General features: G+C 65.7%; 21 protein-coding genes. 6 read left to right on the top strand and 15 right to left on the bottom strand.

Translation table 11 applies throughout. From position 1 onward, the window contains the following. Positions 1-151 precede the first annotated feature (151 nt). The 4 genes from ASE52_RS21635 to ASE52_RS21650 all read left to right on the top strand — a co-directional run bounded on the left by ASE52_RS21635 (position 152) and on the right by ASE52_RS21650 (position 5,119). Positions 152-916 (top strand): endonuclease/exonuclease/phosphatase family protein, encoded by a 765-nt coding sequence (locus ASE52_RS21635; protein ID WP_010462417.1) that lies wholly within the window; start codon positions 152-154, stop codon positions 914-916. Next, positions 913-2,151: a cardiolipin synthase ClsB gene (gene clsB / locus ASE52_RS21640; protein ID WP_057229125.1), complete on the top strand. Its 1,239-nt coding sequence runs from the start codon at positions 913-915 to the stop codon at positions 2,149-2,151. The genes ASE52_RS21635 and clsB overlap by 4 nt, the downstream gene beginning before the upstream one ends. A 20-nt stretch (positions 2,152-2,171) precedes the next feature. Beyond that, entirely contained in the window at positions 2,172-3,221 is a 1,050-nt protein-coding gene (locus ASE52_RS21645) for a lysylphosphatidylglycerol synthase domain-containing protein (protein ID WP_057229127.1), read from the top strand. 176 nt (positions 3,222-3,397) lie between these two features. Next, positions 3,398-5,119, top strand: a complete 1,722-nt coding sequence (locus ASE52_RS21650) for an NAD(P)/FAD-dependent oxidoreductase (protein WP_057229129.1) — start codon at positions 3,398-3,400, stop codon at positions 5,117-5,119. 34 nt (positions 5,120-5,153) lie between these two features. Here ASE52_RS21650 and ASE52_RS21655 read toward each other — a convergent pair whose 3' ends face one another. After that, positions 5,154-6,497, bottom strand: coding sequence for an amidohydrolase (locus ASE52_RS21655; RefSeq protein WP_057229131.1), 1,344 nt, complete (start codon positions 6,495-6,497; stop codon positions 5,154-5,156). A 127-nt stretch (positions 6,498-6,624) separates the two neighbouring features. Here ASE52_RS21655 and ASE52_RS21660 point away from each other — a divergent pair, with 127 nt between their 5' ends. Then, positions 6,625-7,710, top strand: coding sequence for a helix-turn-helix domain-containing protein (locus tag ASE52_RS21660; RefSeq protein WP_057229670.1), 1,086 nt, complete (start codon positions 6,625-6,627; stop codon positions 7,708-7,710). A 71-nt stretch (positions 7,711-7,781) separates the two neighbouring features. Here ASE52_RS21660 and ASE52_RS21665 read toward each other — a convergent pair whose 3' ends face one another. The 6 genes from ASE52_RS21665 to ASE52_RS21690 all read right to left on the bottom strand — a co-directional run bounded on the left by ASE52_RS21665 (position 7,782) and on the right by ASE52_RS21690 (position 14,844). After that, on the bottom strand, positions 7,782-9,359 hold the full coding sequence (locus ASE52_RS21665; RefSeq protein WP_057229133.1) for a methyl-accepting chemotaxis protein: 1,578 nt from the start codon (positions 9,357-9,359) through the stop codon (positions 7,782-7,784). Positions 9,360-9,569: 210 nt separating this feature from the next. Beyond that, complete coding sequence (gene htpX / locus ASE52_RS21670) at positions 9,570-10,451, bottom strand: protease HtpX (RefSeq protein WP_057229135.1); 882 nt, start codon at positions 10,449-10,451, stop codon at positions 9,570-9,572. A gap of 195 nt (positions 10,452-10,646) precedes the next feature. Next, on the bottom strand, positions 10,647-11,417 hold the full coding sequence (locus ASE52_RS21675; protein ID WP_057229137.1) for a DUF3025 domain-containing protein: 771 nt from the start codon (positions 11,415-11,417) through the stop codon (positions 10,647-10,649). After that, on the bottom strand, positions 11,402-12,454 hold the full coding sequence (gene pyrC / locus ASE52_RS21680; RefSeq protein ID WP_057229671.1) for a dihydroorotase: 1,053 nt from the start codon (positions 12,452-12,454) through the stop codon (positions 11,402-11,404). Before pyrC ends, ASE52_RS21675 begins: the two co-directional genes overlap by 16 nt. Positions 12,455-12,561: 107 nt before the next feature. Continuing rightward, the gene (locus ASE52_RS21685; protein WP_057229139.1) at positions 12,562-13,572 is read right to left on the bottom strand and encodes a tripartite tricarboxylate transporter substrate binding protein BugE; all 1,011 of its coding nucleotides are present in this window, start codon (positions 13,570-13,572) and stop codon (positions 12,562-12,564) included. Between the two features lie 102 nt (positions 13,573-13,674). Beyond that, positions 13,675-14,844, bottom strand: a complete 1,170-nt coding sequence (locus ASE52_RS21690) for a M20 family metallopeptidase (RefSeq protein ID WP_057229141.1) — start codon at positions 14,842-14,844, stop codon at positions 13,675-13,677. A 102-nt stretch (positions 14,845-14,946) separates the two neighbouring features. Here ASE52_RS21690 and ASE52_RS21695 point away from each other — a divergent pair, with 102 nt between their 5' ends. Then, complete coding sequence (locus tag ASE52_RS21695) at positions 14,947-15,867, top strand: MurR/RpiR family transcriptional regulator (RefSeq protein WP_057229143.1); 921 nt, start codon at positions 14,947-14,949, stop codon at positions 15,865-15,867. A 75-nt stretch (positions 15,868-15,942) separates the two neighbouring features. Here the strand turns inward: ASE52_RS21695 and ASE52_RS21700 are convergent, their stop codons facing one another. The 8 genes from ASE52_RS21700 to ASE52_RS21735 all read right to left on the bottom strand — a co-directional run bounded on the left by ASE52_RS21700 (position 15,943) and on the right by ASE52_RS21735 (position 23,803). Beyond that, positions 15,943-17,439: a hypothetical protein gene (locus ASE52_RS21700; RefSeq protein ID WP_057229145.1), complete on the bottom strand. Its 1,497-nt coding sequence runs from the start codon at positions 17,437-17,439 to the stop codon at positions 15,943-15,945. A 16-nt stretch (positions 17,440-17,455) separates the two neighbouring features. Continuing rightward, positions 17,456-18,265, bottom strand: a complete 810-nt coding sequence (locus ASE52_RS21705) for a hypothetical protein (RefSeq protein WP_140426311.1) — start codon at positions 18,263-18,265, stop codon at positions 17,456-17,458. 201 nt (positions 18,266-18,466) lie between these two features. Beyond that, complete coding sequence (locus ASE52_RS21710) at positions 18,467-19,204, bottom strand: amino acid ABC transporter ATP-binding protein (RefSeq protein ID WP_010462448.1); 738 nt, start codon at positions 19,202-19,204, stop codon at positions 18,467-18,469. Positions 19,205-19,234: 30 nt separating this feature from the next. Continuing rightward, complete coding sequence (locus tag ASE52_RS21715) at positions 19,235-19,900, bottom strand: amino acid ABC transporter permease (protein ID WP_010462450.1); 666 nt, start codon at positions 19,898-19,900, stop codon at positions 19,235-19,237. A 1-nt stretch (position 19,901) separates the two neighbouring features. Continuing rightward, a complete protein-coding gene (locus tag ASE52_RS21720) occupies positions 19,902-20,660 on the bottom strand; it encodes an amino acid ABC transporter permease (RefSeq protein WP_010462453.1) in 759 nt (252 codons plus the stop codon). Positions 20,661-20,768: 108 nt separating this feature from the next. Next, a complete protein-coding gene (locus tag ASE52_RS21725; RefSeq protein ID WP_010462455.1) occupies positions 20,769-21,668 on the bottom strand; it encodes an amino acid ABC transporter substrate-binding protein in 900 nt (299 codons plus the stop codon). Positions 21,669-21,781: 113 nt separating this feature from the next. Next, positions 21,782-22,678: an amino acid ABC transporter substrate-binding protein gene (locus ASE52_RS21730; protein ID WP_029413955.1), complete on the bottom strand. Its 897-nt coding sequence runs from the start codon at positions 22,676-22,678 to the stop codon at positions 21,782-21,784. A gap of 192 nt (positions 22,679-22,870) precedes the next feature. Next, positions 22,871-23,803 (bottom strand): LysR family transcriptional regulator, encoded by a 933-nt coding sequence (locus tag ASE52_RS21735; protein ID WP_010462461.1) that lies wholly within the window; start codon positions 23,801-23,803, stop codon positions 22,871-22,873. Positions 23,804-23,886: the final 83 nt, after the last annotated feature.

The following is a 23,886-nucleotide window of genomic DNA, read 5'->3' on the forward strand; positions in this document are numbered from 1 at the left end:
AGGGGCCGAAAGCCTTTTTCGGCCAGCGCAGCACAAACCCACGGCCAGCCGTCCTACAGCGGCGGCGCACTGCGGCCCCAACAATCGTTTCACCCTTCGGCCCGCCTCTGGCGGCGCCCACGCCGAAGGGCCCCACAACGATTGTTTGCCCATGGACACCATCCCATCACAGCCCATTGCGTTCAAGGTGCTCACCGTGAACGTGCACAAGGGCTTCACCACCTTCAACCGGCGCTTCATGCTGCACGAGCTGCGCGAGGCCGTGCGGGGCGTCGCGGCAGACCTGGTCTTTCTGCAGGAAGTGCTGGGCACCCACCACCGGCACGCCAGCCGGTTCGCCAACTTTCCGCAGGTGCCGCACTACGAGTTCCTGGCCGACACCATCTGGTCGCAATACGCCTACGGCCGCAATGCGGTGTATGACAACGGCGACCACGGCAACGCCCTGCTGTCCAAGTTTCCGATCACGCACTACGAGAACCACGACATCTCGATCAGTGGTCCCGAGCGGCGCGGCATGCTGCATTGCGTCCTGCAGCCGCCCGGACACCATCTGCCGGTGCATGCAGTCTGCGTGCACCTGGGCCTGCAGGAATCCCACCGGCAGCGGCAGCTGATGCATGTGTGCGATCTGCTGCGCAGCTTTCCGGCCAACGAGCCCGTGGTGCTGGCCGGTGACTTCAACGACTGGCGCAACCGGGCACACGACATCCTGCACCGCGAGGCGGGCTTGCAGGAAGTTTTTGTGCAGGCCTTTGGCCGCCCGGTTCGCACCTTTCCGGCTGCCATGCCGCTGCTGGCACTGGACCGCATCTATGTGCGCAACGCCGCCGTGCATTCCCCCGTGGCGCTGCCCAAAAAGCCCTGGGACAAGCTCTCGGACCATGCGCCACTGGCGGCGGAGATCCTGCTATGAAACGCCCTGCCTTCAGCCTGCCGCGCTCGTCCCGCTGGGTGCAGGGGAACCAGTTCGAGTTGCTGGAAAACGGCGAGGATTTTTTTCCCCGCGTGTTCAACGCCATCACCAAGGCCCGGCGCGAAGTGATGCTGGAGACCTTCATCCTGTTCGACGACAAGATCGGGCAGGAACTGCACGCGGCCCTGCTGGCCGCAGCCCAGCGCGGTGTGGAGGTGCACGTGCTGGTGGATGGCTTTGGCTCGCCCGATCTGCCAGACACGTTTGTGGGTAGCCTGGTCGATGCGGGCGTGCGCTTTCGCATCTTTGACCCGGGCCGCCGCTTCCTGGGGCAGCGCCTGAACATGCTGCGCCGCATGCACCGCAAGATTGTGGTGGTGGACGGCGAGCTGGGGTTCATCGGCGGCATCAACTATTCGGCCGACCACGTGGCGGACTTTGGCCCCGAGGCCAAGCAGGACTATGCCGTGCAGGTGCGCGGGCCCATCGTGGCGCAGATGCAGCATTTCACACGCGAGGCGGTGCTCCACCGCAATGAGCGCAAGCGCCATCCAGCCGCAAGCGCCCCCAGCCAGTCCGACGCGGGCACCGCACACGCCATTTTTGTGACCCGCGACAACCATGACCACCAGAGCGACATAGAGCGCCACTACCGCGTTGCCCTGCGGTCTGCGCGCCACCGGGTGGTGATTGCCAACGCCTACTTCTTCCCCGGCTACCGCTTCATCCGCGAGATGCGGCGCGCCGCAAAACGTGGTGTGGATGTGCGGCTGATCCTGCAAGGCCAGCCCGACATGCCCATCGTGAAAACGGCGGCCGGCCTGCTTTACGACCATCTGCTGCGCGCGGGTGTCCGCATTTATGAATACTGCGACCGGCCGCTGCACGGCAAGGTGGCGCTGGTGGACGACGACTGGTCCACCGTGGGCTCGAGCAATCTCGACCCGCTGAGCCTGTCGTTGAACCTCGAAGCCAACGTGATCATCCGCGACCGTGCCTTCAACGACCACCTGTATGGCCGTCTCTCGCACCTGATGGAGAACAGCTGCAAGCAGATTGAAGCTGTCGCACCCGGCCGGTGGAATGGCCTGCGTCTGCTGCGCAGCTATGCCGTCTTCCACCTCATGCGCTGGTTCCCGGCATGGGCGGGCTGGCTGCCCAAGCACCAGCCCACGATCACGCTGGCCAACCCGGGCACTGCGGCCGCAGAACCCACCGGCAGCGCAACCGCCTGACAACATCGGGCGTCCCCACCATGGCCACCCCCACGCTGCTCGCCGACACCGACGCCATGGAGGCGCCACGGCGCAAAACCAGCCAGCACGGCCGGCGCAACTGGCCGCGGCAGGCCTGGTGGCCCTGGGCCACCCGGGGGGTCGCCGCCGCTTTTTTTGCGACGGTGGCCTGGCTGATCTTTCGGCAAGCGCGCACGGTGGACTGGCCCGCCGTGCTGCAAGCCCTGCGCGACCTGCCCAGCACCGCACTGGCCATGGGCGGTGCGCTGGCGTTGCTGAGCCACTTCACCTACGGCAGCTTTGACTGGGTGGGCCGCCATTGCAGCGGCCACCGGCTACCGCGCGCCACCACGCTGGGCATTGCCATGACCAGCTACCCGTTCACGCTCAACCTGGGTTCGCTGATTGGCGGTGTCGGCGTGCGCTACCGGCTGTATGCAAGGCGCGGCGTGGACCCGGGCACCATCGGCCAGGTGGTGGGCACCAGCATCCTGACGAACTGGGTGGGCTACCTGCTGCTCGCGGGTGTGCTGGCCTGGCTGTGGCAGCCGCCTGCGGTGGCGGGTTGGGCGGTGGAGCCCTGGCAGTGGCGCCTGGGCGGGACGGTGCTGGGCAGCCTGCCCGTGGCCTACATGGCGCTGTGTGCGCTGCGCAGCGGGCGCGCACTCACGCTGCGCGGTCACGCGTTTCCGCTGCCCCGCTGGCCCGTGGCGCTGTGGCAGGTGGCCGCGTCGGCCACCAACTGGATGCTGATGGGCGCCGCGCTGTGGACGGTGCTGCAACACCAGGTGAGTTACCCCGCCGCGCTGGCCACTGTGCTCCTGGGGGCCGTGGCCGGGCTGGTGTTGCGCGTGCCCGCCGGCCTGGGTGTGCTGGAGGCCGTGGGCGTGGCGCTGCTGGCCGCCGACACGCTGGGGCAAGAAGAAGTGCTGGCGGCGCTGCTGGCCTACCGGGCGCTGTATTACTTTGGGCCGCTGGTGCTGGCGGCCGCAGCGTTCGGCGTTACAGAGCTGCGTTGGCGCCAGCAGGCAGACCCGGACGCTGAAAGCACTTCAGACCAAAAAATATGAGTCAAATATGCCTCCAGCGCTTATCTATAAAGCGCGACCAGCTATTAATTTGATAGTTTTTAGGCAGGCGGCTCCACGCAACTTTCCCACCCGGGATTCCATCCGCAGCACACACCCCGTATCATCGCGGCCCCACGCCATTGCAACCCGCCCGATCGACACGGGCCCGCAAGAACATGATCCGACTCTCCGAAATCCGGCTGCCCTTCACTGTGGCCGAAGCCCCCGAGGCGCCCCTGCGCGCCGCTGCCGCCCACATTCTGGGCCTGGCAGATGCCGACATCGCCCATCTGCATGTCTTCAAGCGCAGCTTTGATGCGCGCAAGGTAGACCTGCTGGCGGTGTACATCGTGGACATCACCCTGGTCCAGCCCGCGCGCGAAGCCGCGCTGCTCGCGCAGTTCGCGGGCAACCCGCACGTTCAGCCGACGCCCGACATGGCCTGGCACCCCGTGGGCCAGGCGCCTGCCGACCTGCCCCTCCGCCCCGTGGTGGTGGGCTTTGGCCCCTGCGGCATCTTTGCGGCACTGGTGCTGGCGCAGATGGGTTTCAAGCCCATCGTGCTGGAGCGCGGCAAGCCCGTGCGCGAACGCACCAAGGACACCTGGGGCCTGTGGCGCAAGCGCGAGCTGCATGCCGAAAGCAATGTGCAGTTTGGTGAAGGCGGCGCAGGCACCTTCAGCGACGGCAAGCTCTACAGCCAGATCAAGGACCCGCGCCACCTGGGCCGCAAGGTGATGAACGAGTTCGTGAAGGCGGGCGCCCCAGAAGAAATCCTGTACGTCGCCCACCCGCACATCGGCACCTTCAAGCTGGTGAAGGTGGTAGAGAACTTGCGCGAGCAGATCATTGCGCTGGGCGGCGAGATCCGCTTTGAGCAGCGCGTGACGGATGTGATCGTGGAGAGCGATGCCCAAGGCCAGCGCCACCTGCGTGGACTGAAGGTGCTGAACCAGGCCACGGGCGAGGTCGCCGAGCTGCGCGCCGACCACGTGGTGATGGCCCTGGGCCACAGCTCACGCGACACCTTTGCCATGCTGTACGAGCGCGGCGTGGCGATGGAGGCCAAGCCGTTCTCCATCGGCTTTCGCATCGAGCACCCGCAGGGCGTGATCGACCGCGCCCGCTGGGGCCGCCACGCGGGCCACCCGCTGCTGGGTGCGGCCGACTACAAGCTGGTGCACCACGCGGCCAATGGGCGCGCGGTGTACAGCTTTTGCATGTGCCCCGGCGGCACCGTGGTGGCCGCCACCAGTGAGCCGAACCGTGTGGTCACCAACGGCATGAGCCAGTATTCGCGCAACGAGCGCAACGCCAACGCGGGCATGGTGGTGGGCATCGACCCGCGCGACTACCCCACCGACCCCGCAGCGTTTGAAACGCACCTGGGCCAGACCTACGGTGTGGAGCGTCTGGCTGTCGGGCAATTTCACCCGCTGTCGGGCAGCGTGCTGCAGCGCCAACTCGAATCGAATGCTTTTGTGCTGGGCGGGCGTGACTACAGCGCGCCGGGCCAGCTGGTGGGCGACTTCATCCAGGGCACGCCGTCCAGGCAGCTCGGCGATGTGGAACCGTCGTACAAGCCCGGCGTGGCGCTGGGTGATCTGCACGCTGCCCTGCCCGCCTACGCCATCGAGGCGCTGCGCGAGGCGCTGCCGGTGTTCGGCCGCAAGATCAAGGGCTTTGACATGCACGACGCGGTGCTGACGGGCGTGGAAACGCGCACCTCGTCCCCACTGAAGATCGGCCGGGGCGAGAACCTGCAAAGCCTGAACACCGCCGGGCTGTACCCGGCGGGTGAAGGGGCGAGCTACGCGGGCGGGATTCTGTCGGCCGGGGTGGATGGCATCAAAGTGGGCGAGGCCGTCGCCCGGAGCCTGCTGGGTGTAGTGGGCTGACCTGCCTCCCGGCGGTGCAGGCCAGTGGCATCGCTTACTTGCGCTGCAAAAAGTCCACGGCCAGCGCCGCCAGCGAGCGGGCCCCCACGGGCAGTTGGTCTTCGTCGATGTCAAACAGCGGCGAATGGTTGGACGGGGCCTTGTTGAAGTCCGCACCCTTGGGCGGTGCGCCCAGGAAGTAGAAGAAGCCCGGCGCCACCTTCTGGAATTCCGAGAAGTCTTCCGAGCCACTGACCTTGGGGATGATCATCGCCTTGCCACCCATGGCGAGCTTGAGTGCTGGCAGCGAGGCTGCCGTCAATTCGGCGGGGTTGCTGGTGACCGGGTAGGCCACGGGGCCGAACACCACCTTGGCCTTGGCGCCGCTCGACAGGGCAATGGACTCGGCCGTGGTGGTGATGCGCTTCAAGGCTTCCTGCCGCATTTCCTCGTCAAAGGTGCGCAGGGTGCCCATCATCTCGACGTTGTCGGGAATGATGTTGTAGCGCGTACCGCCCTGGATGGAGCCGATGGTGATGACGGCCGGCTCCTTGCTGATATTGAGCTGGCGGCTGACCACCGTCTGCAAACCCAGCACCACCTGGCTCGCGGCCACCACGGGGTCCACCGCGTTCCAGGGGGATGAACCGTGGCCGCCACGGCCTTCGATCAGGATCTTCAGGCTGTCGGAGCCCGCCATCAGCGGGCCGCTGCGGTAGCCCACCACGCCCGCAGGCAGGTTGGCCGTGATGTGCAGGCCGTAGATGGCCTGCACGTCCTTCATCGCGCCTTCCTCCACCATGGCTTTGGCGCCAAAGCTGGACACCTTGCCGGTCGCATCGGGCTCCACCGGCGCGCCTTCCTCGGCAGGCTGGAAGATGAACTTGATGGTGCCAGGCAACTTTGCTTTCATGCCGGCCAGCGCCTCGGCCGCGCCCATGAGCATGGCCACGTGGGCATCGTGGCCGCAGGCGTGCATCACCGGCACTTCCTTGCCCAGGTAGTTGGCCTTCACCTTCGACGCGAAGGGCAGGCCGGTGTTCTCAGGAACGGGCAGCGCATCCATGTCGGCACGCAGCGCCACCACCTTGCCCGGCAGGCCACCGCGCAGCGTGCCCACCACGCCGGTGCCACCCACGTTGGTCTGCACTTCCATGCCCAGTTTCTTCAAGTGCTCGGCCACCAGCTTGGCGGTGCGCACTTCCTGGCCCGACAGTTCGGGGTGTGCGTGGATGTCGCGGCGCCAGCCGACCATCTTGGGGGCCACGGCGTTCACGGCCGCATCAATGGCCTGCAGGCCGGCGGCATCCAGCGCCTGGGCGTGGGCCGAAGAAACGGCGCTCAGCCCGCTGGCGGCAAGGCCTGCGGCAAGTGCGATGGCGGAAAGGGGTTTGTGCATGGGGCAGATCCGTAGGGTGGGTGACAGCTTGCAAGGCCGGGGCAGGGAGCAAAAAGCACGTTCATGCTAAAAGCCGGCACGGCCTTGGTGACAAGCGAAAATGGCCATCCAACGAGCCAATACCGCCATGCCATCGCCATCTTTGTCCTCGCCTTCGGGCGATTCCAGGCCCCCGGTCTTTCGCGTGGACATTCCGCTGCTGCCCGAGTCCGCCGTGGGCAACGCGCTGCAGTTCATCGACCTGCTGCGCGGCGCCAACCTTCTGGCCGGCTTGCGCATGGGGGCAACGGCGCCGCGCATGGCCTGGCGGCTGCTGGATGCCCAGGGGCTGCCCCTGCCACCCTTGCCTGGGCCCCTGGCGGCCTACACCCCAGCGGAAGACTCGGCAGCAGACACCGCCCCCGCCCACGCGCTGTTCATTGCATCGATCCACGCCGCCGACATTCCGAGCATTCGCACGGTGGCGGGCCGGCACGGCGCGCTGTCGCGGCAGTTGGGCATTGCGCTCGATGCCGGGCAAAAGCTGCTCACCGTGGGCAATGGCGCGTGGCTGGCGGCGCAAAGCGGACGGCTGAACGGGCGCAAGGCCAGCCTGCCCTGGTTCTACATCGCAGGGTTTGAGCGGGACTTTCCGGAGGTGGGCCTGAGCCTGGGCCAGGACCTGTCGGACGACGGCCCCTGGATCAGCTGCGCGCTGCCGCAGAGCGTGAACCTGCTGGCCGTCGCCCTGGTGCGGCATGCACTGGGCGAAGAGCTGGCCGCCGCCTGCGAGAGCGTGATGGCACCCGACCACCAGCGCGCCCGCGCGGCCCTGCAGGCCAATGCACAGCAACACATCCCGGCCACCCGCGACAGCACGCTGGCGCGCGCCATTGCCTGGATGGAGGCCCATTTGGACCAGCCCTACTCGCTGGCCCGGCTGGCCGAAGCCGCCTCGGTGAGCCCCCGCACGCTGCTGCGGCACTTTCAGCAGGAGCTGTCGCAGTCACCGCTCGATTACCTGCACGGCCTGCGATGCCACCGCGCCAAGGTGATGCTGGAAGTGACGCTGGAGAGCGTGCCCAGCGTTGCCGTGGCGTGCGGCTATGCCGACCCGGCGGCTTTCAGGCGCATCTTTGCGCGCTACACCGGCATGGCGCCGACCGAATACCGCAGGCGCCATGCGCTGCGCGCGCCGCGCAGGCGCTGGCGGGTGGATGTGGCTGCGCGCTGAGCACAGAGCGGGCTGGCCCACACCGCCCCTACGGCCATTGCGTCGCGCAGTGTGGTGGCGGCAGCACCCAGCTAGCGCAGCGCCACTGCCGAGGACCCCGGGGGCAACCGGAACGCCTCCACCAGTTCGGCCAACTGCTGCGCCTGCACCCGCAGGCCCTGCGCAGCGGCGGACGATTCTTCGACCAGTGCGGCGTTCTGCTGCGTCATCTGGTCAAGCTGCGAGACCGCCTCGCCCACCTGGCTCAGGCCCGTGGTCTGCTCGCGTGCCGCGGTGCTGATCTCGCCAATGATGGTGGCCACCTGCTGCACCGAGTTCACGATCTCGCCCATGGTGCCGCCTGCTGCGTGGACCAGCTTGGTGCCTTCGTCCACCTGCCGCACGCTGTCGCTGATGAGGCCCCCAATCTCCTTGGCTGCGGTGGCCGAGCGCTGCGCCAGGCTGCGCACCTCGCTGGCGACCACGGCAAAACCCCGGCCCTGCTCACCCGCGCGCGCCGCTTCCACGGCGGCGTTCAGCGCAAGGATGTTGGTCTGGAAGGCAATGCCATCGATCACGCTGGTGATGTCGGCAATGCGGCGCGACGACAGCGCGATGCCGTCCATGGTGCCCACCACGCGGTCCACGGCCTCACGCCCGCGCTGGGCCACGCCACTGGCACCGGTGGCCAGGGTGCTGGCCTGCGCGGCGGCGTCGGCGCTGTGGCGCACGGTGGCCAGCAGTTCCTCCATGCTGGCGGCAATTTCTTCGAGGTTGGAGGCCGTATGTTCGGTGCGGGCCGACAGGTCGGCGTTGCCCGCCGCGATTTCGCTGCTGGCACCGGCCACCGAGGTGCTGGCCTGGCGCATGCCCACCACCAGTTCCGCCAGCCGTGCCTGCATGCCAGCAAGGCGCGCCAGCAAGGCCTGCAGTTCGTCGCGGCTGCCCGCCTGCAGCGCTGGCACCGGTGAGGTGAGGTCGCCCTCGGCAATGCGGTCGGTGACTTCGGACGCATGGGCCAGCGGCTGCAGGATGGAGCGCGACAACAGCCAGGCGCAGGCCAGGCTCAACAGCAACCCGACCACGGAGCCCGCCGCCAGCAGGGTGATGCCCTGGCGCTCGCTGCGGGCGGCGGCCTCGCGGGCCTCGGCGACGCGCTGGCGCTGGAAATCGGCCAGCTTGTTCACCGAGGCGGCGTAGGCGTCGGCCGCCGGGCGCAGGCGCGTGGCAATGGCGTCGGGCGGCAGGGCCTCGCCGTCCTTGCGGCGTTTGACGAGGTCGTCCCGCACGGTGCGAAAACCATTGCCTGCCTTGTCAATGGCATCGAACAGGGCCTGGGACTCCGGGTCCGCCGCCAGTTCGTCCAGCCGCTTGCGCACTTCGGACGACCGGGCCGATGTGACCTTGCGGTCGGCATCGATGCGCGCAGCGTAGGCGGGGTTGTCGATTTCCAGCAGGGTTTCGGCCCGCACGGAGCTGAGCACCACGATGGCGTGCAGCTCGCGCGCCAATAGCGCCCGTTCGGACGATGCGCCGCCCAGGTCGTCGGCGATGTCCTGCAACCCCGCCAGCCGCCAGATACCGACGGCGGCCGAAAGCGACATGACCAGGCAGACAACGCCAAAGGCCAGGGCCAGGCGGACCGCAACACGTGCGTGGGAAATGGACATGAAGTGCTCTCGTGGGAATGATGATCAGTGATGCAGCTGCGCGCCGCGCAGCATGCGGGCCCGGGTCACCACCAGCTTATCGACAAAAGGTTACAAGCCCTTGAGCCTTCCCACAAGACCGCCGGTCCCGCCCCCCAATGAAAAGGCCGCTGCAGGAGCCCCTGCAGCGGCCTCAAAGGGCCGTGGGCCCGGGCCCCCAACGGATCAGGCTCAGCCTTGCTGCTGTGCGTTCTGCAGTGCGGCAATGCGCTCTTCGATGGGCGGGTGGGTGCTGAACAGCTTGCCAATGCCACCGGCAATGCCCATGGCGGCCATGCTCTTGGGCAGCTCGGCCGGGTGCATGCCGCCCAGGCGGGCCAGTGCGTTGATCATCGGCTGGCGGCGGCCCATGAGCTGGGCGGCGCCCGCGTCGGCACGGAACTCGCGCTGGCGGCTGAACCAGGCGACGATCATGGCGGCCACAAAGCCCAGCAGGATGTCGAGCACGATGGTGGTCGCGTAATAGCCGATGCCGGGGCCCGAGCTGCTCTCGTCGTTCTTGCGCAGGAAGCTGTCGACCGCGTAGCCGATGACACGCGACAGGAACACGACGAAGGTGTTCATCACGCCCTGGATCAGCGTCATGGTGACCATGTCGCCGTTGGCGATGTGGGCCACCTCATGGCCGATCACGGCCTCGACCTCTTCCCGCGTCATGCCTTGCAGCAGGCCGGTGGACACCGCCACCAGGGCCGAGTTCTTGAACGCGCCCGTGGCAAACGCATTGGGGTCACCCTCGAAGATGCCGACTTCGGGCATGCCGATCTTGGCTTCGGTGGCGAACTTGCGCACGGTCTCGACGATCCAGCGCTCGTCGGGCGAGCCGGAGCCGTCGATCACGCGCACGCCCGAGGTCCACTTGGCCATGGGCTTGCTGATAAGCAGCGAGATGATCGCGCCACCAAAGCCCATGACGAGCGCGAAGCCCAGCAACGCGCCCAGGTTCAGCCCGTTGGCCGTGAGGTAGCGGTTGACGCCCAGCAGGCTGGCCACCACCCCCAGCACGACAACGACGGCCAGGTTGGTCATCACAAACAAAAGGATCCGCTTCATGGAATGGGTTCTCCGTGGGGTAAACAACAACAAGTGTTTGCTGGCTCAGATGGGGCCCGGCGGCTGCGCTTCAAGCGCCGCCCCCGGCCTGCGGGGCCACTGCGAGCCCCGGGCAGCCCCCATGGCCGCGATTTCATCGCGCTATGGTAGGTGCAAACCCCGACCAGGGCCTTATCACACAAGCCTTGACGGGAATTAGGAAAAGGACGCTGCCCGCAAGGGCCGGAATACCTGCGCATCGGCATAGAAGCCCGGCGCTTCGTTGGCGGGCCACCAGCCGGGTACGCCCAGCACGGGAAGCGGCGTGAAGGGCTTGGTGGCCCATGCAGTTGCCTCAACCGCCCCTGCCAGCCAAACATCTACATTCGCTATGGATTCGATAGCTGCTGGCGCTTTGAATACGTGCGCCACCATCGGTTTTCGCGGGAGAACCAGCTTTTCGAGCAGCGCATGGCCGAACAGCACCAGCCGGGCCTGGCCCCACAGCGGGCGCAGGTCGATGAACAGGCGCTGCCAGTCTCGCGCATTGAGCGCATCCCACAGGGCATCCGGCGCCTGCAACAGCGCACCGTTTTCATCGAATACCGTGAGCGCATCACGCAGCGGCCCACGCACGGCCTGCACGCCGTCGGCAGCGATGGCCTGGGCCTGCAACTGGTTCAGGCGGCGCTTGGTGTGCGGAAACTGCAGCCAGACCAGGCCGTTGAAGAAGTCGTGCAGGTTGTCACGGGTGGGGACACGGCGGGTGTCCCAGATGTACTGCTCGTAGGCCGTGCCGTCCGGCAGTTCGTCTTGCGGCGCGAAGCCTACAGGCCCGCCCAGCGGCGCGGTGGCCTGCAACGCCTGGTGCACAGACTGACCGCCCCGCGCCTGCTGCGCCACGGGCTGGCCCAGGCTGCGCCACGGCGCCAGCCAGGGAGCACTCCAGTCGATGGCGTCGAAGGGCTGACTTACACCAGCCGCCACGGCAGGGCTTCACCCGCACGCAGGGGCTTGAGCTGGCCCTCGCCAAACGCAAAACTGTCGGGCGGTGTCCACGATTCGCGGCGCAGGGTGACGGTGGTGGTGTTGCGCGGCAGGTTGTAGAAGTCGGGGCCGTGGAAGCTCGCAAACCCTTCCAGCTGGTTGAGCGCGCCCGCGTTGTCAAACGCCTCGGCATACATCTCGATGGCGGCGTGGGCCGTGTAGCAGCCGGCGCAACCGCTGGCGTGTTCCTTGAGGTGCGCGGGGTGTGGTGCGCTGTCGGTACCCAGGAAAAACTTGTTGGACCCACTGGTGGCGGCCTGCACCAAAGCCACGCGGTGCGTTTCGCGCTTGAGCACGGGCAGGCAGTAGTAGTGCGGGCGCACGCCGCCGATGAAGATGGCGTTGCGGTTGTACAGCAGGTGGTGCGCGGTGATGGTGGCGGCGGTGAAGCGGTCAGCGTCTGCCACGTAGTCGGCCGCGTCCTTGGTGGTGATGTGCTCGAAGACGATCTTCAACTCGGGGAAGTCGCGGCGCAGCGGGATCAGCTGCTGCTCGATGAACACGGCCTCGCGGTCGAACAGGTCGATATCGCTGCTGGTCACCTCGCCGTGCACCAGCAGCAGCATCCCTGCCTTCTGCATGGCTTCGAGCGTCTTGTACGTCTTGCGCAGGTCGGTCACGCCCGCGTCGCTGTTGGTGGTGGCGCCAGCGGGATAGAGCTTGCAGGCCACCACGCCCGCGTCCTTAGCGCGCGCGATCTCGTCGGCGGGCAGGTTGTCGGTGAGGTACAGCGTCATCAGCGGCTCGAACTGCACACCGGCAGGCACGGCGGCCAGGATGCGCTGTTTGTAGGCCAGTGCCTGCTCGGCCGTGGTCACGGGCGGGCGCAGGTTGGGCATGATGATCGCGCGGCCAAACTGGGCGGCCGTGTGCGGCACCACAGTGTGCAGCGGCTCGCCGTCGCGCACGTGCAGGTGCCAGTCGTCGGGGCGGGTGATGGTGAGGGTGTCGATGGGGGTGGGGGGTGCGGCTGTCATGGGCAGCATTGTCCCATCGGCTTGAAAACTATCATTTTTATAGCTACTAGCGCTTACCAAATAAGCGCCAGCAGCCAAAAATACTCAAAAACCAAGCTTCCCGGCGCTCATTCGGCCGTGATGCCAGCCTTGCGCACCACCTCGCCGAATTTCACGAGGCGCTCGGACATCATCTTCTCGAACGCGGCCGGCGCCATCTCTTCCGGCACGATCACGCCGCGCTCCTTGAGGTTGGCCACCATGGCGGGTGACGTGGCCACCTGGCGCACGGCCTTGTACAAGGTCTGCACGACGGCGTCGGGCGTGCCGCCGGGTGCGGCCAGGCCGGTCCACGACGTGAGGTTGAGCTCGGGGTAGCCGACCTCGGCCATGGTGGGGACATCGGGCAGTTGCGGCAGGCGCTGGTCGGCGGCCACTGCCAGGGCGCGCACCTTGCCCGCCTGGACGTGGGGCAGCATGATGACCAGGTTGTCGAGGATGAACTGCACCTCGTTGGCCAGCACCGCCGTGATCAGCGGTGTGCCGCCGCGGTACGGGATGTGCGTGGTGAAGGCGCCAGTGGCCGCCTTGAACATCTCCACATTGAGCTGGCCCATGCTGCCCACGCCGCCGCTGCCGTAGTTGAGCTTGCCGGGGTTCTTCTTGGCGTAGGCCACGAACTCGGCAAACGTCTTGAACGGCAGGCTGCTGTGCACCACCAGCGCGTTGGGCTGGCGGCCCAGGATGGCGATGTTCTCGAAATCCTTGACCGGGTCGTAGCCCACCTTGGGCTGGGTCAGCGGGTTGGCCAGGTGGCTGCTTTGCGAGGACACGACCAGCGTGTAGCCATCGGGCTTGGCGCGTGCCACGTACAGCGCCCCCACCGATCCGCCCGCGCCAGCGCGGTTCTCCACCACGATGGGCACGCCCAGCACCTTGGACAGCGGCTCGGAATACTGGCGCGCCATGATGTCCACCGAGCCACCGGGCGGGAACGGCACCACGAGCGTGATCGGACGCGAAGGGTATTTCTCGTCGGCCTGTGCGGCCAGCGGTGCGAGGCCGGTCACGGCCGCCAGGCCCAGCGCCAGGCTGGAGGAAAGAACACGACGGCGGGGAGATTGCGAAGCAAATGGCATGGGTCTTCTTTCAGGAAACTGGGATGGGGATGGAGCGTGCGCGCAGCGGCATCGGCATCGTCGGGCTTGTGCGGATGCGCGCAGGGGCGCGGAATGGATCGATCAGGGGTGGTCGAGCACCGCCAGCGCCACCGCCTGCGCGCGCGGCACGAAGGTGGACAGCTCGCAGTACTCGCGCTCGGTGTGCGGGTGGCCACCCACGGGGCCGGTGCCGCACAGTGTGGGCGCGCCCACCGACGCGGTCAGGCCGCTGTCGGCCGCGCCGCCGGTGAATTCGCCCTGCACCTCGAAGCCCAACGACAGGGCGCCACGCTGGTACAGCGCCAGCAGCGCGTCGGGCGTGGGCTTCATGGGCAGCGTGCGGCGGGATTCGGTGATGCGGCCATGGGTGCGCGGCACGGACTCTTCTTCCACGATGGCGCGCACCTTCTGCAGCAGTGCCTCCGGGTCGGTGTCGGAGGTGAAGCGCAGGTCCACCTCGGCCTTGGCGTGTGGGGCCACCATGTTGGGCACGATGCCGCCCTGCACCACGCCCACGTTGACGGTGGTGCCCGTGGCGGGGTCGGTCAGCGCATGCAGCGCCAGCGTCTTGCGGGCCAGCGCCTCGATGGCGCTTGCGCCTGCCGCGTGGTTGATGCCGGCGTGGGCGGCCACGCCCTCCACCTCGAACTCCACCACCATCGAGCCCTTGCGGCTCGTCACCAAATTGCCGCTGACCCGGCCGGGCTCGGCATTGAGCACCGCCTTGACGCCGCGCGCCTTGGCCATGATGCGCTCGCGCGTGACGGGCGAGCCGATCTCCTCGTCGCACGAGAAGAACAGCTGCAGCGGCCCCTTCAGCCCGCCGCAGCGCGCAAAGGCCTCGGCCACGAACACGTTCATCACCAGGCCCGACTTCATGTCGGCCACGCCGGGGCCATAGGCACGGCCGTCCGCCACGCGGAAGGGGCGGCGCGCCACCGTGCCGGCGGGGAACACGGTGTCCATGTGGCCCATGAGCACGATGGGCGGGCCGTCGACGGCGCCGGGAACGTGGGCATGCAGCAGCACGCCATAGCCTGGCACGGGCTCGAACTGCACGGCTACGCCGGCAGCCTCCAGCCGCTCGCGCAGGGCGGTGGCCACGGCCGTCACACCCGCCTCGTCGCGGCTGCCGCTGTCGATGTCCACGACTTTCTGCAACAGGTCTTGCATGGCTTGGGACTGGCTGGCCAGCCAGTCCAGAATGCGCTGGCGCACCGCCAGGCCTTGGTTTTCAAGGGTATCCTGCATCTCAATCCTCGGGGTGGGCCCCGGAATCGGGGCGCGAATCTGGGTGGAAGTGTTGCACGCACCGCCCGTGTTTGCAATACATTTTTCACAAAAGAGACATCAATGAAATCATCATTGCAATCATCCTCCGGCTTGCTGACCGAGCGCCTGGCGCGGCAGAGCGCGGAGCTGACCGCCAGCGAACGCGCTCTGGCCGAAGCCCTGGGGCGCGACTACCCGTACGCACTGCTCGAATCCGCCACAGCCCTGGCCGCGCGCAATGGCACCAGCGCGTCGACCGTGGTGCGGCTGTTCGCCAAGCTGGGCTACGCCAGCTATGCCGAGGCTCAGCGCGAGGCGCGCGGCGAAGTCACCGCCCTGCTGCAGACGGCCGGCCAGCGCGCCCCGGTGACCATCGGCACCGAGCGCAGCCTGCCGCAGTGCGTGGACGATGCACTGCTGCACGACCAGCACAACATCACCGCCACGCGCGACAGCCTGGACATGGTCGCATTCGAAGCGATGGCCCGGCGCATTGCCCAGACCGAGGGTCGGATCTTCGTGCTGGCCCAGATCAACAGCGCCCCCGTGGCCGCCTGGCTGGCGCTGCACCTGAACATGTGCCGCCCTGGCGTGCAGGAACTGGGTGCCGGTGCGGTGGCGGCCACCGACCAGCTGCTGTGGGTGCAGCCTGAAGACACGTTGCTGGCCTTCAGCATCCGCCGCTACGCCAGCGGGCCGGTGAAGGTGGCCCAGCGCTTTCGCGACGCGGGCGCGCAGGTCCTGGCCATCACCGACAGTGCGGCCGCCCCGCTGGCGGCGCTGGCCCAACACCTCGTGCAGGTGCGCACGTCCAACGCATCGCCCTTCGATTCGTACACCGCCGCCTTCTTCGTCTGCAATGCCCTGGTCTCGGCCGTCGCGCAGCTTCGCCATGCGCAGGTGTCCGAGGCGCTCAAGCGCAGGGACACGCTGTGGAAGGATGTGGAGGACCAGCAGCTCATCGTGAACGACACACCGGCGCGCAAGCCCCCACGCAAGTAGCAGGGGCAGACACACCAGCGGGCAGCGCCCTGTGCATATGGCCCGAAAAACCCTGCCAACCGGCGTCCAGGGCGGTCAGCCTGCAGCCAGCGTGGCGCGCCACTCGGCAAATCGCATCGCAATCGTTGGCGCGATGGCATCGAATGCCTCCCAGCTGTCGGGCGTCCGGGCCTCGTCCGGGTCGCGAAAGTGGTTGGAAGAACCGAACACGGCCTGGATGTCGGCCTGCCAGCGCTGGTCGTCGGGCGCACCAAAGCCCTTGTAGTAGTAGCCCCAGAAGCCATTCGCTTCGTCGGTGATGTCGCTGCTCCAGACAATGCGCTGGCAGGGACCATGCAGAAACTGCAATGGTGTGGCCACACGGGCTCGCCAAGGTGCCAGCACGCTGTCCGGGTAGCGCTGCGGGTTGAGCAGGCCGTGCAACGCGCACCAGGTCGCAAAGAACGCGCCTTCCACATAGACCAGGGGTTGGGTCTCTTCGTAGCTGGCACTGGCCTCGATGAAGTCCAGCTCCTGGCGCAATTTCACGAAAACGCGGCCGATGCCGGGGCCTTCGCCGTCGCGCTCCAGGATCATCTCCAGCATGTCGTTGACAGGCAGGGTCACATAGGGATCGTCTGCGTCTGTGCCTGGAAAGTGCTGCCACGACAGCCCCTGGGGCAATGGCACCACCTGGGCAGCCTGCGCGGGCACGAGGATTCTCACGACATGGGTGCGCCAGACGCGCCCGTCTCTGACCGGAGGCCACAGGCTTCGGTGCCTGGGGGCCCTCTCGGCAAAAACCGCGATGCCGGTGGACTGCGAGGTGACGTAGGTCCTGTTGTTGTGCGGTGTGGCGGGCTTGAGCGGCTTGGCCCCCACGCTAGCCAGCCACTGCCGCACCACAGGGTCGTCAATGCGTCGGCCGATGCAGGCCAGCATCTGAACCCACGGGCTGCCGCCGCCTTCGGGTGCCGGGGCATGCGCAGCCCCAGTTGCAGGTACTGCGCTGCCGGAGGCCGACTGCTGCAGCCGCCCTTGCACGGCATCCTCGATCCAGCCATCGAAATCGGGCCAGCGCTGCTCCGCCTCGGACACGATGTCTTCCCCGGTCGAGGGCACCGCCAGGCCCTGCCTCGCCAGCCACTCCAGCAGCTCGCGGGCGACCTCCGACCCCTCTTCGGGCGGATCGTCCATGTCGCCGCTGAGGGCAAACTCGCCGTAGCCGATGCCCAGCAAGCGCAGAAACTGCAAGGCATCGCTGGCCAGCACCCGCCCTCCGCCTTCGGACCCGAGGTACACCACGGGCATTCCGCCCTGGGGAGCACGCCAGACCGCAATGGCAGCACCGTCTGGCTGGGTGCCAAAGACCCCGAGCTGCTGCGCCGCGAACTGTCCGCTGGCATGGCCTTCCCCGCCAAGGTAGCGGGCCACGGCATGGGGCGGCTCTGCATGAAAGGCAAAGAAGCCACTCACGCTCGCGGACGAGTCGCGCAGCTGCGGGCACGCCTGCAGGAGGTCGCGCAGAGGTTGCGGCACCGGCAGGTCCGCGGGAAAGGCAAATTTGTCGGCCGCTGGGGTATTGCTGTGCATGGTGGTGAGATTCCTGTCAATTCGAGTTCGCTCGGGAGCTTCCCCGCGCGGCCCCCTGGGCGGACACCGCGCCTTTGGAGGAAGGCTCGTCAGCGGGGCGCCCGGCGGCGCGCAGACTCCCACAGAAAATGCGGCACGCCTCTAAACCACCTTCCGAGCTGTCCGTGGGCGGGCTCACCAGCACCACCGCCAATTGAGGTGTGAGCTGCATGAGCACAGCGTCCACGCTCCCGACCCCTGCATGGATGGACTCGTACTTCTTGATGCGGGTGCGGTACCAGGTGCTCCCTGCAACCGCCTCGCCCAAATAGGCCCGCTTGCCAAAGAACCTGGTGCGCACCAAGGCCTCTGCACCCACTTTGGGCAACAGCCAGACCCCACCCTCAAACTGGAAAGGCTCCATCGGCTGATGATCGACCTCGATGCGGGTGCGCGCCACCTGCACGGTGGGCCAGTCCGTCACGCCACTCAGGGTCCAGTCGCAGACGTTATAAGGTGGCGAGCCCCCCTCGTCCTTGTTCTTGCACTCCAGCACCTTCGGCGGGTTGATGGCGGGCACCACATCAAAAGCGCACACGCCCATCCCGCCCGATCCTTCGGTGCGGCGCGGTCTGGTGATGCGGTACTGCACGGGAAGTTCGAAGGCCAGTCCGCAGGCCATCACCGTCGGCGGGAGTACAGGGCTGGTTGCCACGGCAGGCTTGCCCGCCTGGGCTGCCACCACGCCAGGCAACAAGGCTATGGCCAGGCACAGCCACGCCACCCAGGGCACGCAGGCATCGGAGCCACCGGCCATGGGATCGGCCATCGGGAGAGCAGGGTTCATCGGGACAGAGGTTGATGGCAGCACCTGCCAAGGTAGCACAGGATATTGCAGATCAACACGCGCAGGCCCCTCCGGAATAGAAGGCCCTCACCCCACCTTCCGCCGCCCGCACCAAAACAAAAAAAGGCGCCCGAGGCGCCTTTTTTTGTTTTGTACCGGCCATCGCATCGCCCTTGCAGGAGGCTGCGATGCGGGTGCAGCTCAGTGCTGCAGGATCTTGTTGAGAAAGTCCTTGGTACGCGGCTGGCGTGCATCGGGGTTGTTGAAGAAGTCGTCCTTGGAGCAGTCTTCCAGGATCTTGCCGCCCACGTCCATGAAGATCACGCGGTTGCTCACCTTGCGGGCAAAGCCCATTTCGTGGGTCACGCACATCATGGTCATTCCTTCGTTGGCCAGGCCCACCATCACGTCCAGCACTTCGCCGACCATTTCGGGGTCGAGCGCGGACGTGGGTTCGTCGAACAGCATCACGATGGGGTCCATCGACAGCGCACGGGCAATGGCCACGCGCTGCTGTTGGCCGCCGGAGAGCTGGCCCGGAAACTTGTCCTTGTGCGCCATCAGGCCCACGCGTTCAAGCATCTTGAGGCCACGCTTCTTGGCGTCGTCCGCGCTGCGGCCCAGCACCTTGATCTGCGCAATGGTCAGGTTGTCCGTGACCGACAGGTGGGGGAACAGCTCAAAGTGCTGAAACACCATGCCCACGCGGCTGCGCAGCTTGGGCAGATCGGTCTTGGGGTCGTGCAGCGCAATACCGTCCACCGTGATCTCGCCCTTCTGGAAGGGTTCGAGCGCGTTGATGGTCTTGATCAGCGTGGACTTGCCCGAGCCCGACGGGCCGCATACCACCACCACTTCACCCTTTTGGATGGTGGCAGAGCACTCGTTGAGCACCTGCACCGGGCCATACCATTTGGATACGTTCTTGAGTTCGATCATTTCTTTTTCCTCAATCCAATCTCTTTTGCATCAGCGAATGATCGCGATCTTCTGGTGCAGACGCTTGACCGCCCAGGACAGCGCGTAGCACATCACAAAGTACAGCACGGCTGCAGCCAGGTAGGCCTCGATGGGGCGACCGAAGTTCTTGCCCGCCACTTCAAAGCCCTTGAGCATGTCGTAGGCACCGATGGCATACACCAGCGACGTGTCCTGGAACAGGATGATGGTCTGCGTGAGCAGCACCGGCAGCATGTTGCGGAACGCCTGGGGCAGCACCACGAGCTTCATGTTCTGGCCATACGTCATGCCCAGCGCCTGGCCCGCATACACCTGGCCGCGCGGAATGGACTGGATACCGGCACGCATGATCTCGCTGAAGTAGGCCGCTTCAAACGCGATGAAGGTGATGATGGCCGAGACTTCCGCACCGATGGGGCGACCAATGATGGCCGGTACCAGCAGGAAGAACCACAGGATCACCATGACCAGCGGAATGCTGCGCATGCCGTTGACGTAGATGGTGGCAGGCACATCCAGCCACTTCTTGCCCGACAGACGCATGAGCGCCAGCACCGTGCCGAAGACCACACCACCGATGGTGGCGATGAACGTGAGCAACAGGCTGAAATACAGCCCCTTGAGCACGAAGTTGGAAATCAGGTCCCAGTTGTAGAAGGAAAAGTCGAGATTCATATCAATGCCCCCCTCCTGCCGCGCCAGAAACGACCATTCCGGGGATGCGTGCGCGCTTCTCGATGAAGGCCATGATGCGGTTGATGGCAAATGCCGAGATGATGTAGAGGCTCGTCACCGCCAGGTACACCTCGATACCGCGCGAGGTTTCTTCCTGTGCCTGCATGGCGAACATCGTGAGTTCTGCCACCGACACGGCAAACGCCACGGACGAGTTCTTGAAGATATTCATCGTCTCGCTGGTCAGCGGCGGAATGATGATGCGAAATGCCATGGGCAGCAGCACATAGCGGTAGGTCTGGAACGTGGTGAAACCCACCGCCAAACCGGCATACCGCTGGCCACGCGGCAACGCCTGAATGCCAGAGCGCACCTGCTCGGCAATCCGCGCCGACGTGAAGAAGCCCAAAGCCAGCACCACCAGCGCAAAGCCGGGAACGCCTCTCAAAACCGGAAAGAAGCTGGGCAGGACGTGGTACCACAGAAAAATCTGCACCAGCAACGGAATATTGCGGAACAGCTCCACCCAGGCATTGCCCAGGCGCACGATCATCGGTCGGTCCTGCAAGGTCCGCAGCGTCCCGATCAGGGAACCCAGCACAAGAGCCAGCACCAGGGCCAGCAGCGAAACAGACACCGTCCAGCCCCAGGCCGACAGCATCCAGTCCAGGTAGGTGATATCGCCGCCCTTGCCAAAGCAGCTTTGCACGACTTCCCTGTCCATGGTGTCCTGGCAGAACACCTGCCAATCCCAACTCATAGGAGCACCCCTTAAATTCTTGGTGTTGCGTTGGGCGCAACCCTTTGCGAGCCCAACAAAAAAGCCCCTTCAAACCGTTTGGCCGAAGGGGCACAAGCGTTCAGAAAATTACTTCTTTGCGTAGTCTTCCATAGGCTTGTCGTTAGGCGATGCCCACGCGGCCTTGGTAGCGTCAGACAATGGCAGGCCGATCTTGGTGTTGGTCGGTGGCACGGGTTGCATGAACCACTTGTCGTACAGCTTGGCCAGCGACCCGTCAGCGATCTGGCGCTTGATGGAATCGTCCACAGCCTTCTTGAAGCCCGCGTCGTCCTTGCGCAGCATGCAGGCGATGGGCTCCACGTTCAGCACTTCGCCCACGATCTTGTAATCGGCGGGGTTCTTGGACTTGGAGATGTTGGCCGCCAGGATGGAGCCATCCATCACGAAGGCGTCAGCACGGCCCGTTTCCAGCATCAGGAAGCTGTCAGCGTGGTCCTTGCCAAAGACTTCCTTGAAGTCGATGCCACCAGCGCGCTCGTGCTTGCGCAGAGTCTGCACCGAAGTGGTGCCCGTGGTGGTAGCAATGGTCTTGCCGTTCAAGTCCTTGATCGACGTGATGCCCGAACTGGCCTTCACGGCCGTGCGCACTTCTTCCACGTAAGTGGTCACGGCAAAGGCCACATCCTTCTGGCGGGCTGCGTTGTTGGTGGTGGAGCCACACTCCAGGTCCACAGTACCGTTGGTCACCAGGGGAATGCGGTTTTGCGAGGTGACGGGCTGGTACTTGACTTCCAGCTTGGGCAGGCCCAGTTGCTTCTGGATATCGGCCAGGACGATTTCGCCCATTTCGGTATGGAAGCCCACAAACTTGCCGTTACCCAGGGTGTAGGAAAGACCGGAAGATTCGCGAACGCCCAGCGTCACGGCACCCGAGGCCTTGATCTTGGCCAGGGTATCGGTGGCTTGAGCGAAAGCGCTACCTGCAGCCAGGGCGGTCACGGCAACCGCGAGCAAATGCTTCTTCATTGGTATCTCCTTGTGTGTGAAGCTAAAAAGGGGGGGATTCTAGAGATTCGCCCGTGCTGGCAGCGCCAACAGGCCGTGTTCTCCAAAAACAGAAACCTCGACCGGGATATTAGTCAGAACGGGACTTGGTCGGTAGGGTATTTCCAGAAGTCGCGCAACAAGTAGCTGACCGGGAGGTTCAGTACCGTGTTGTTCGGCGGGATGGGTTTTTGGAACCATTTGTCATAGATCGGATAGATGTCCCGGCTGGTGATCAGGCGGCGCATCTCTTCGTCAATCAGCTTCTTGAACTCAGGGTCGTTCTTGGGCAGCATGATGGCCAGCGGCTCGGTGGTCATGAAGCGGCCCACCACCTTGAGCGCCTTGGGGTCCGGCCGCCCGGCCGCCAGGCCATACAGCAGCACATCGTCCATCACAAAGGCATCGGCCTCGCCCTTCTCGACCATATCGACCGCCTTGGCGTGGTCGGCCGCCTCCACGATGGAGATCCCCATCAGGCGCTCCCGGTTGGCCTGGTCCGCCGCTTTCAGGGGGGTGGTGCCTTTGGTGGACACAAGCTTTTTGCCGTTGAGATCTTCCACGCGGTCGATGGGACTGGAAGACTTGACCAGCAGCCGCGCGCCAGTGATGAAATGGGGAATGGTGAAGGCCACCTTCTGCCGCCGCTCTGCGTTGTTGGTGGTGGAGCCGCACTCCATGTCGGCCTTGCCCTGCTCGATCACGGCGATGCGGTTGGCGGGTGTGACCGCCAGGAACTCGACCTCCATGTCTTTCTTGCCGGTCTTCTTGCGCACTACTTCGGCCAGGCGCAAACACAGATCCATCGCATAGCCTACCGGCTTGCCGGACTGCGTATCAATGTACGAGAAAGGTACCGACGATTCGCGGTGTGCAATCACCAGCTTGCCACCGGCACTGATGCGCTCCAGCACCGAGGCGTGTGCGGACGCCGCAAAAGCGCAGCTTGCAGCCGCAAGGCCCCAGGCTATTCCCCAATGCTGAACTTTCATACGGCGTCTCGGTGAGTGGATGGATCGGATTCGCAATGTTCGTGCCACCGTGGGGACTAAGAACCTGCTCTTAGACGGCACACGCTGCGGTAACCGACCCAGCGATGGCGCCGACTGTACGTGTCGTTACCGTGAAATTCCAATGCCGTTTGCGCGCGCAACTATGCAAAGTGTTTATATCCGTATTTACCCTTAGCATGACCCTGCCTGTGCTTGAAGGTACATCCACAGGGCCTGGGCCGTGCCCTTGGGGGCCTCCTTGCCCGCTGGCTTCTCGCGGTAGGCGCGCACATCCATGGTCATCTGCAGGCCTTCGGTGTCGGCCGGGGCCGCACTGACCAGGCGGCGAGACCGCAGTTCTTTCTTCACGGCACTGTGCGGCAGAAAGGCCACGCCATGGCCTTCCAGCGCCATGGCCTTCAGGCCTTCGGCCATGTCGGTCTCGTACACCCGTTCCAGGTGGATGGGCGTGCCGGATTCCTTCAGGATCAGTTCCGTCACGCGGCCCAGGTACGCGCCGGGGGCGTAGCCCAGATAGGGCAGTGGCTGCCCGGCCCGGCCAGGCAGGCGGTGCAAGGGCTGGCCGTCTGCGTCGGCCTTGCTGTAGGGAGAAATCACTTCCTGCCCCAGGCTGACCATTTCATACCGGTCGGCATCCAGCTGAAAAGGCTGTGAGGGGTGGTGGTAGGCAATCAGCAGGTCGCACCCGCCTTCCACCAGCCGCATCACGGCATCGTGCACATTGAGCGCGATCAACCGGCTTTTGAACGGGCCGAACTTGTCGTGCAGGCTCGACACCCAGGCGGGGAAAAACGTGAACGCCAGGGTGTGCGGCACCGCGAACTCGATCATGTCCTTGCCGGCGCTGGTGTGCGCCCGCAGCATGGCGCGCGTGTTCTGCAGCGCCTGCAGCACCTCCAGCGCCTGGTCGTACAGGGTCTTGCCGGCCGGGGTGAGTCGTGTGGGGTAGGAGCTGCGGTCCACCAGATCGGTGCCCGCCCAGGCTTCCAGGGCCTGGATGCGCCGCGAAAAGGCCGGCTGTGTCACGTGGCGCAACTGGGCGGACCGGCTGAAGCTGCGTGTTTCCGCAAGACTGACAAAATCTTCTAGCCACTTGGTTTCCATGCAGGCATTATCCGCGCGCGCCTGCGGTCGTGCTTCGTAAAGATATGAGGGTTTTCATAGTGCACCCTGAGCGCACCAATGGT

Source organism: Acidovorax sp. Root275 (genome assembly GCF_001428965.1).
Lineage (GTDB): Bacteria > Pseudomonadota > Gammaproteobacteria > Burkholderiales > Burkholderiaceae_C > Acidovorax > Acidovorax radicis.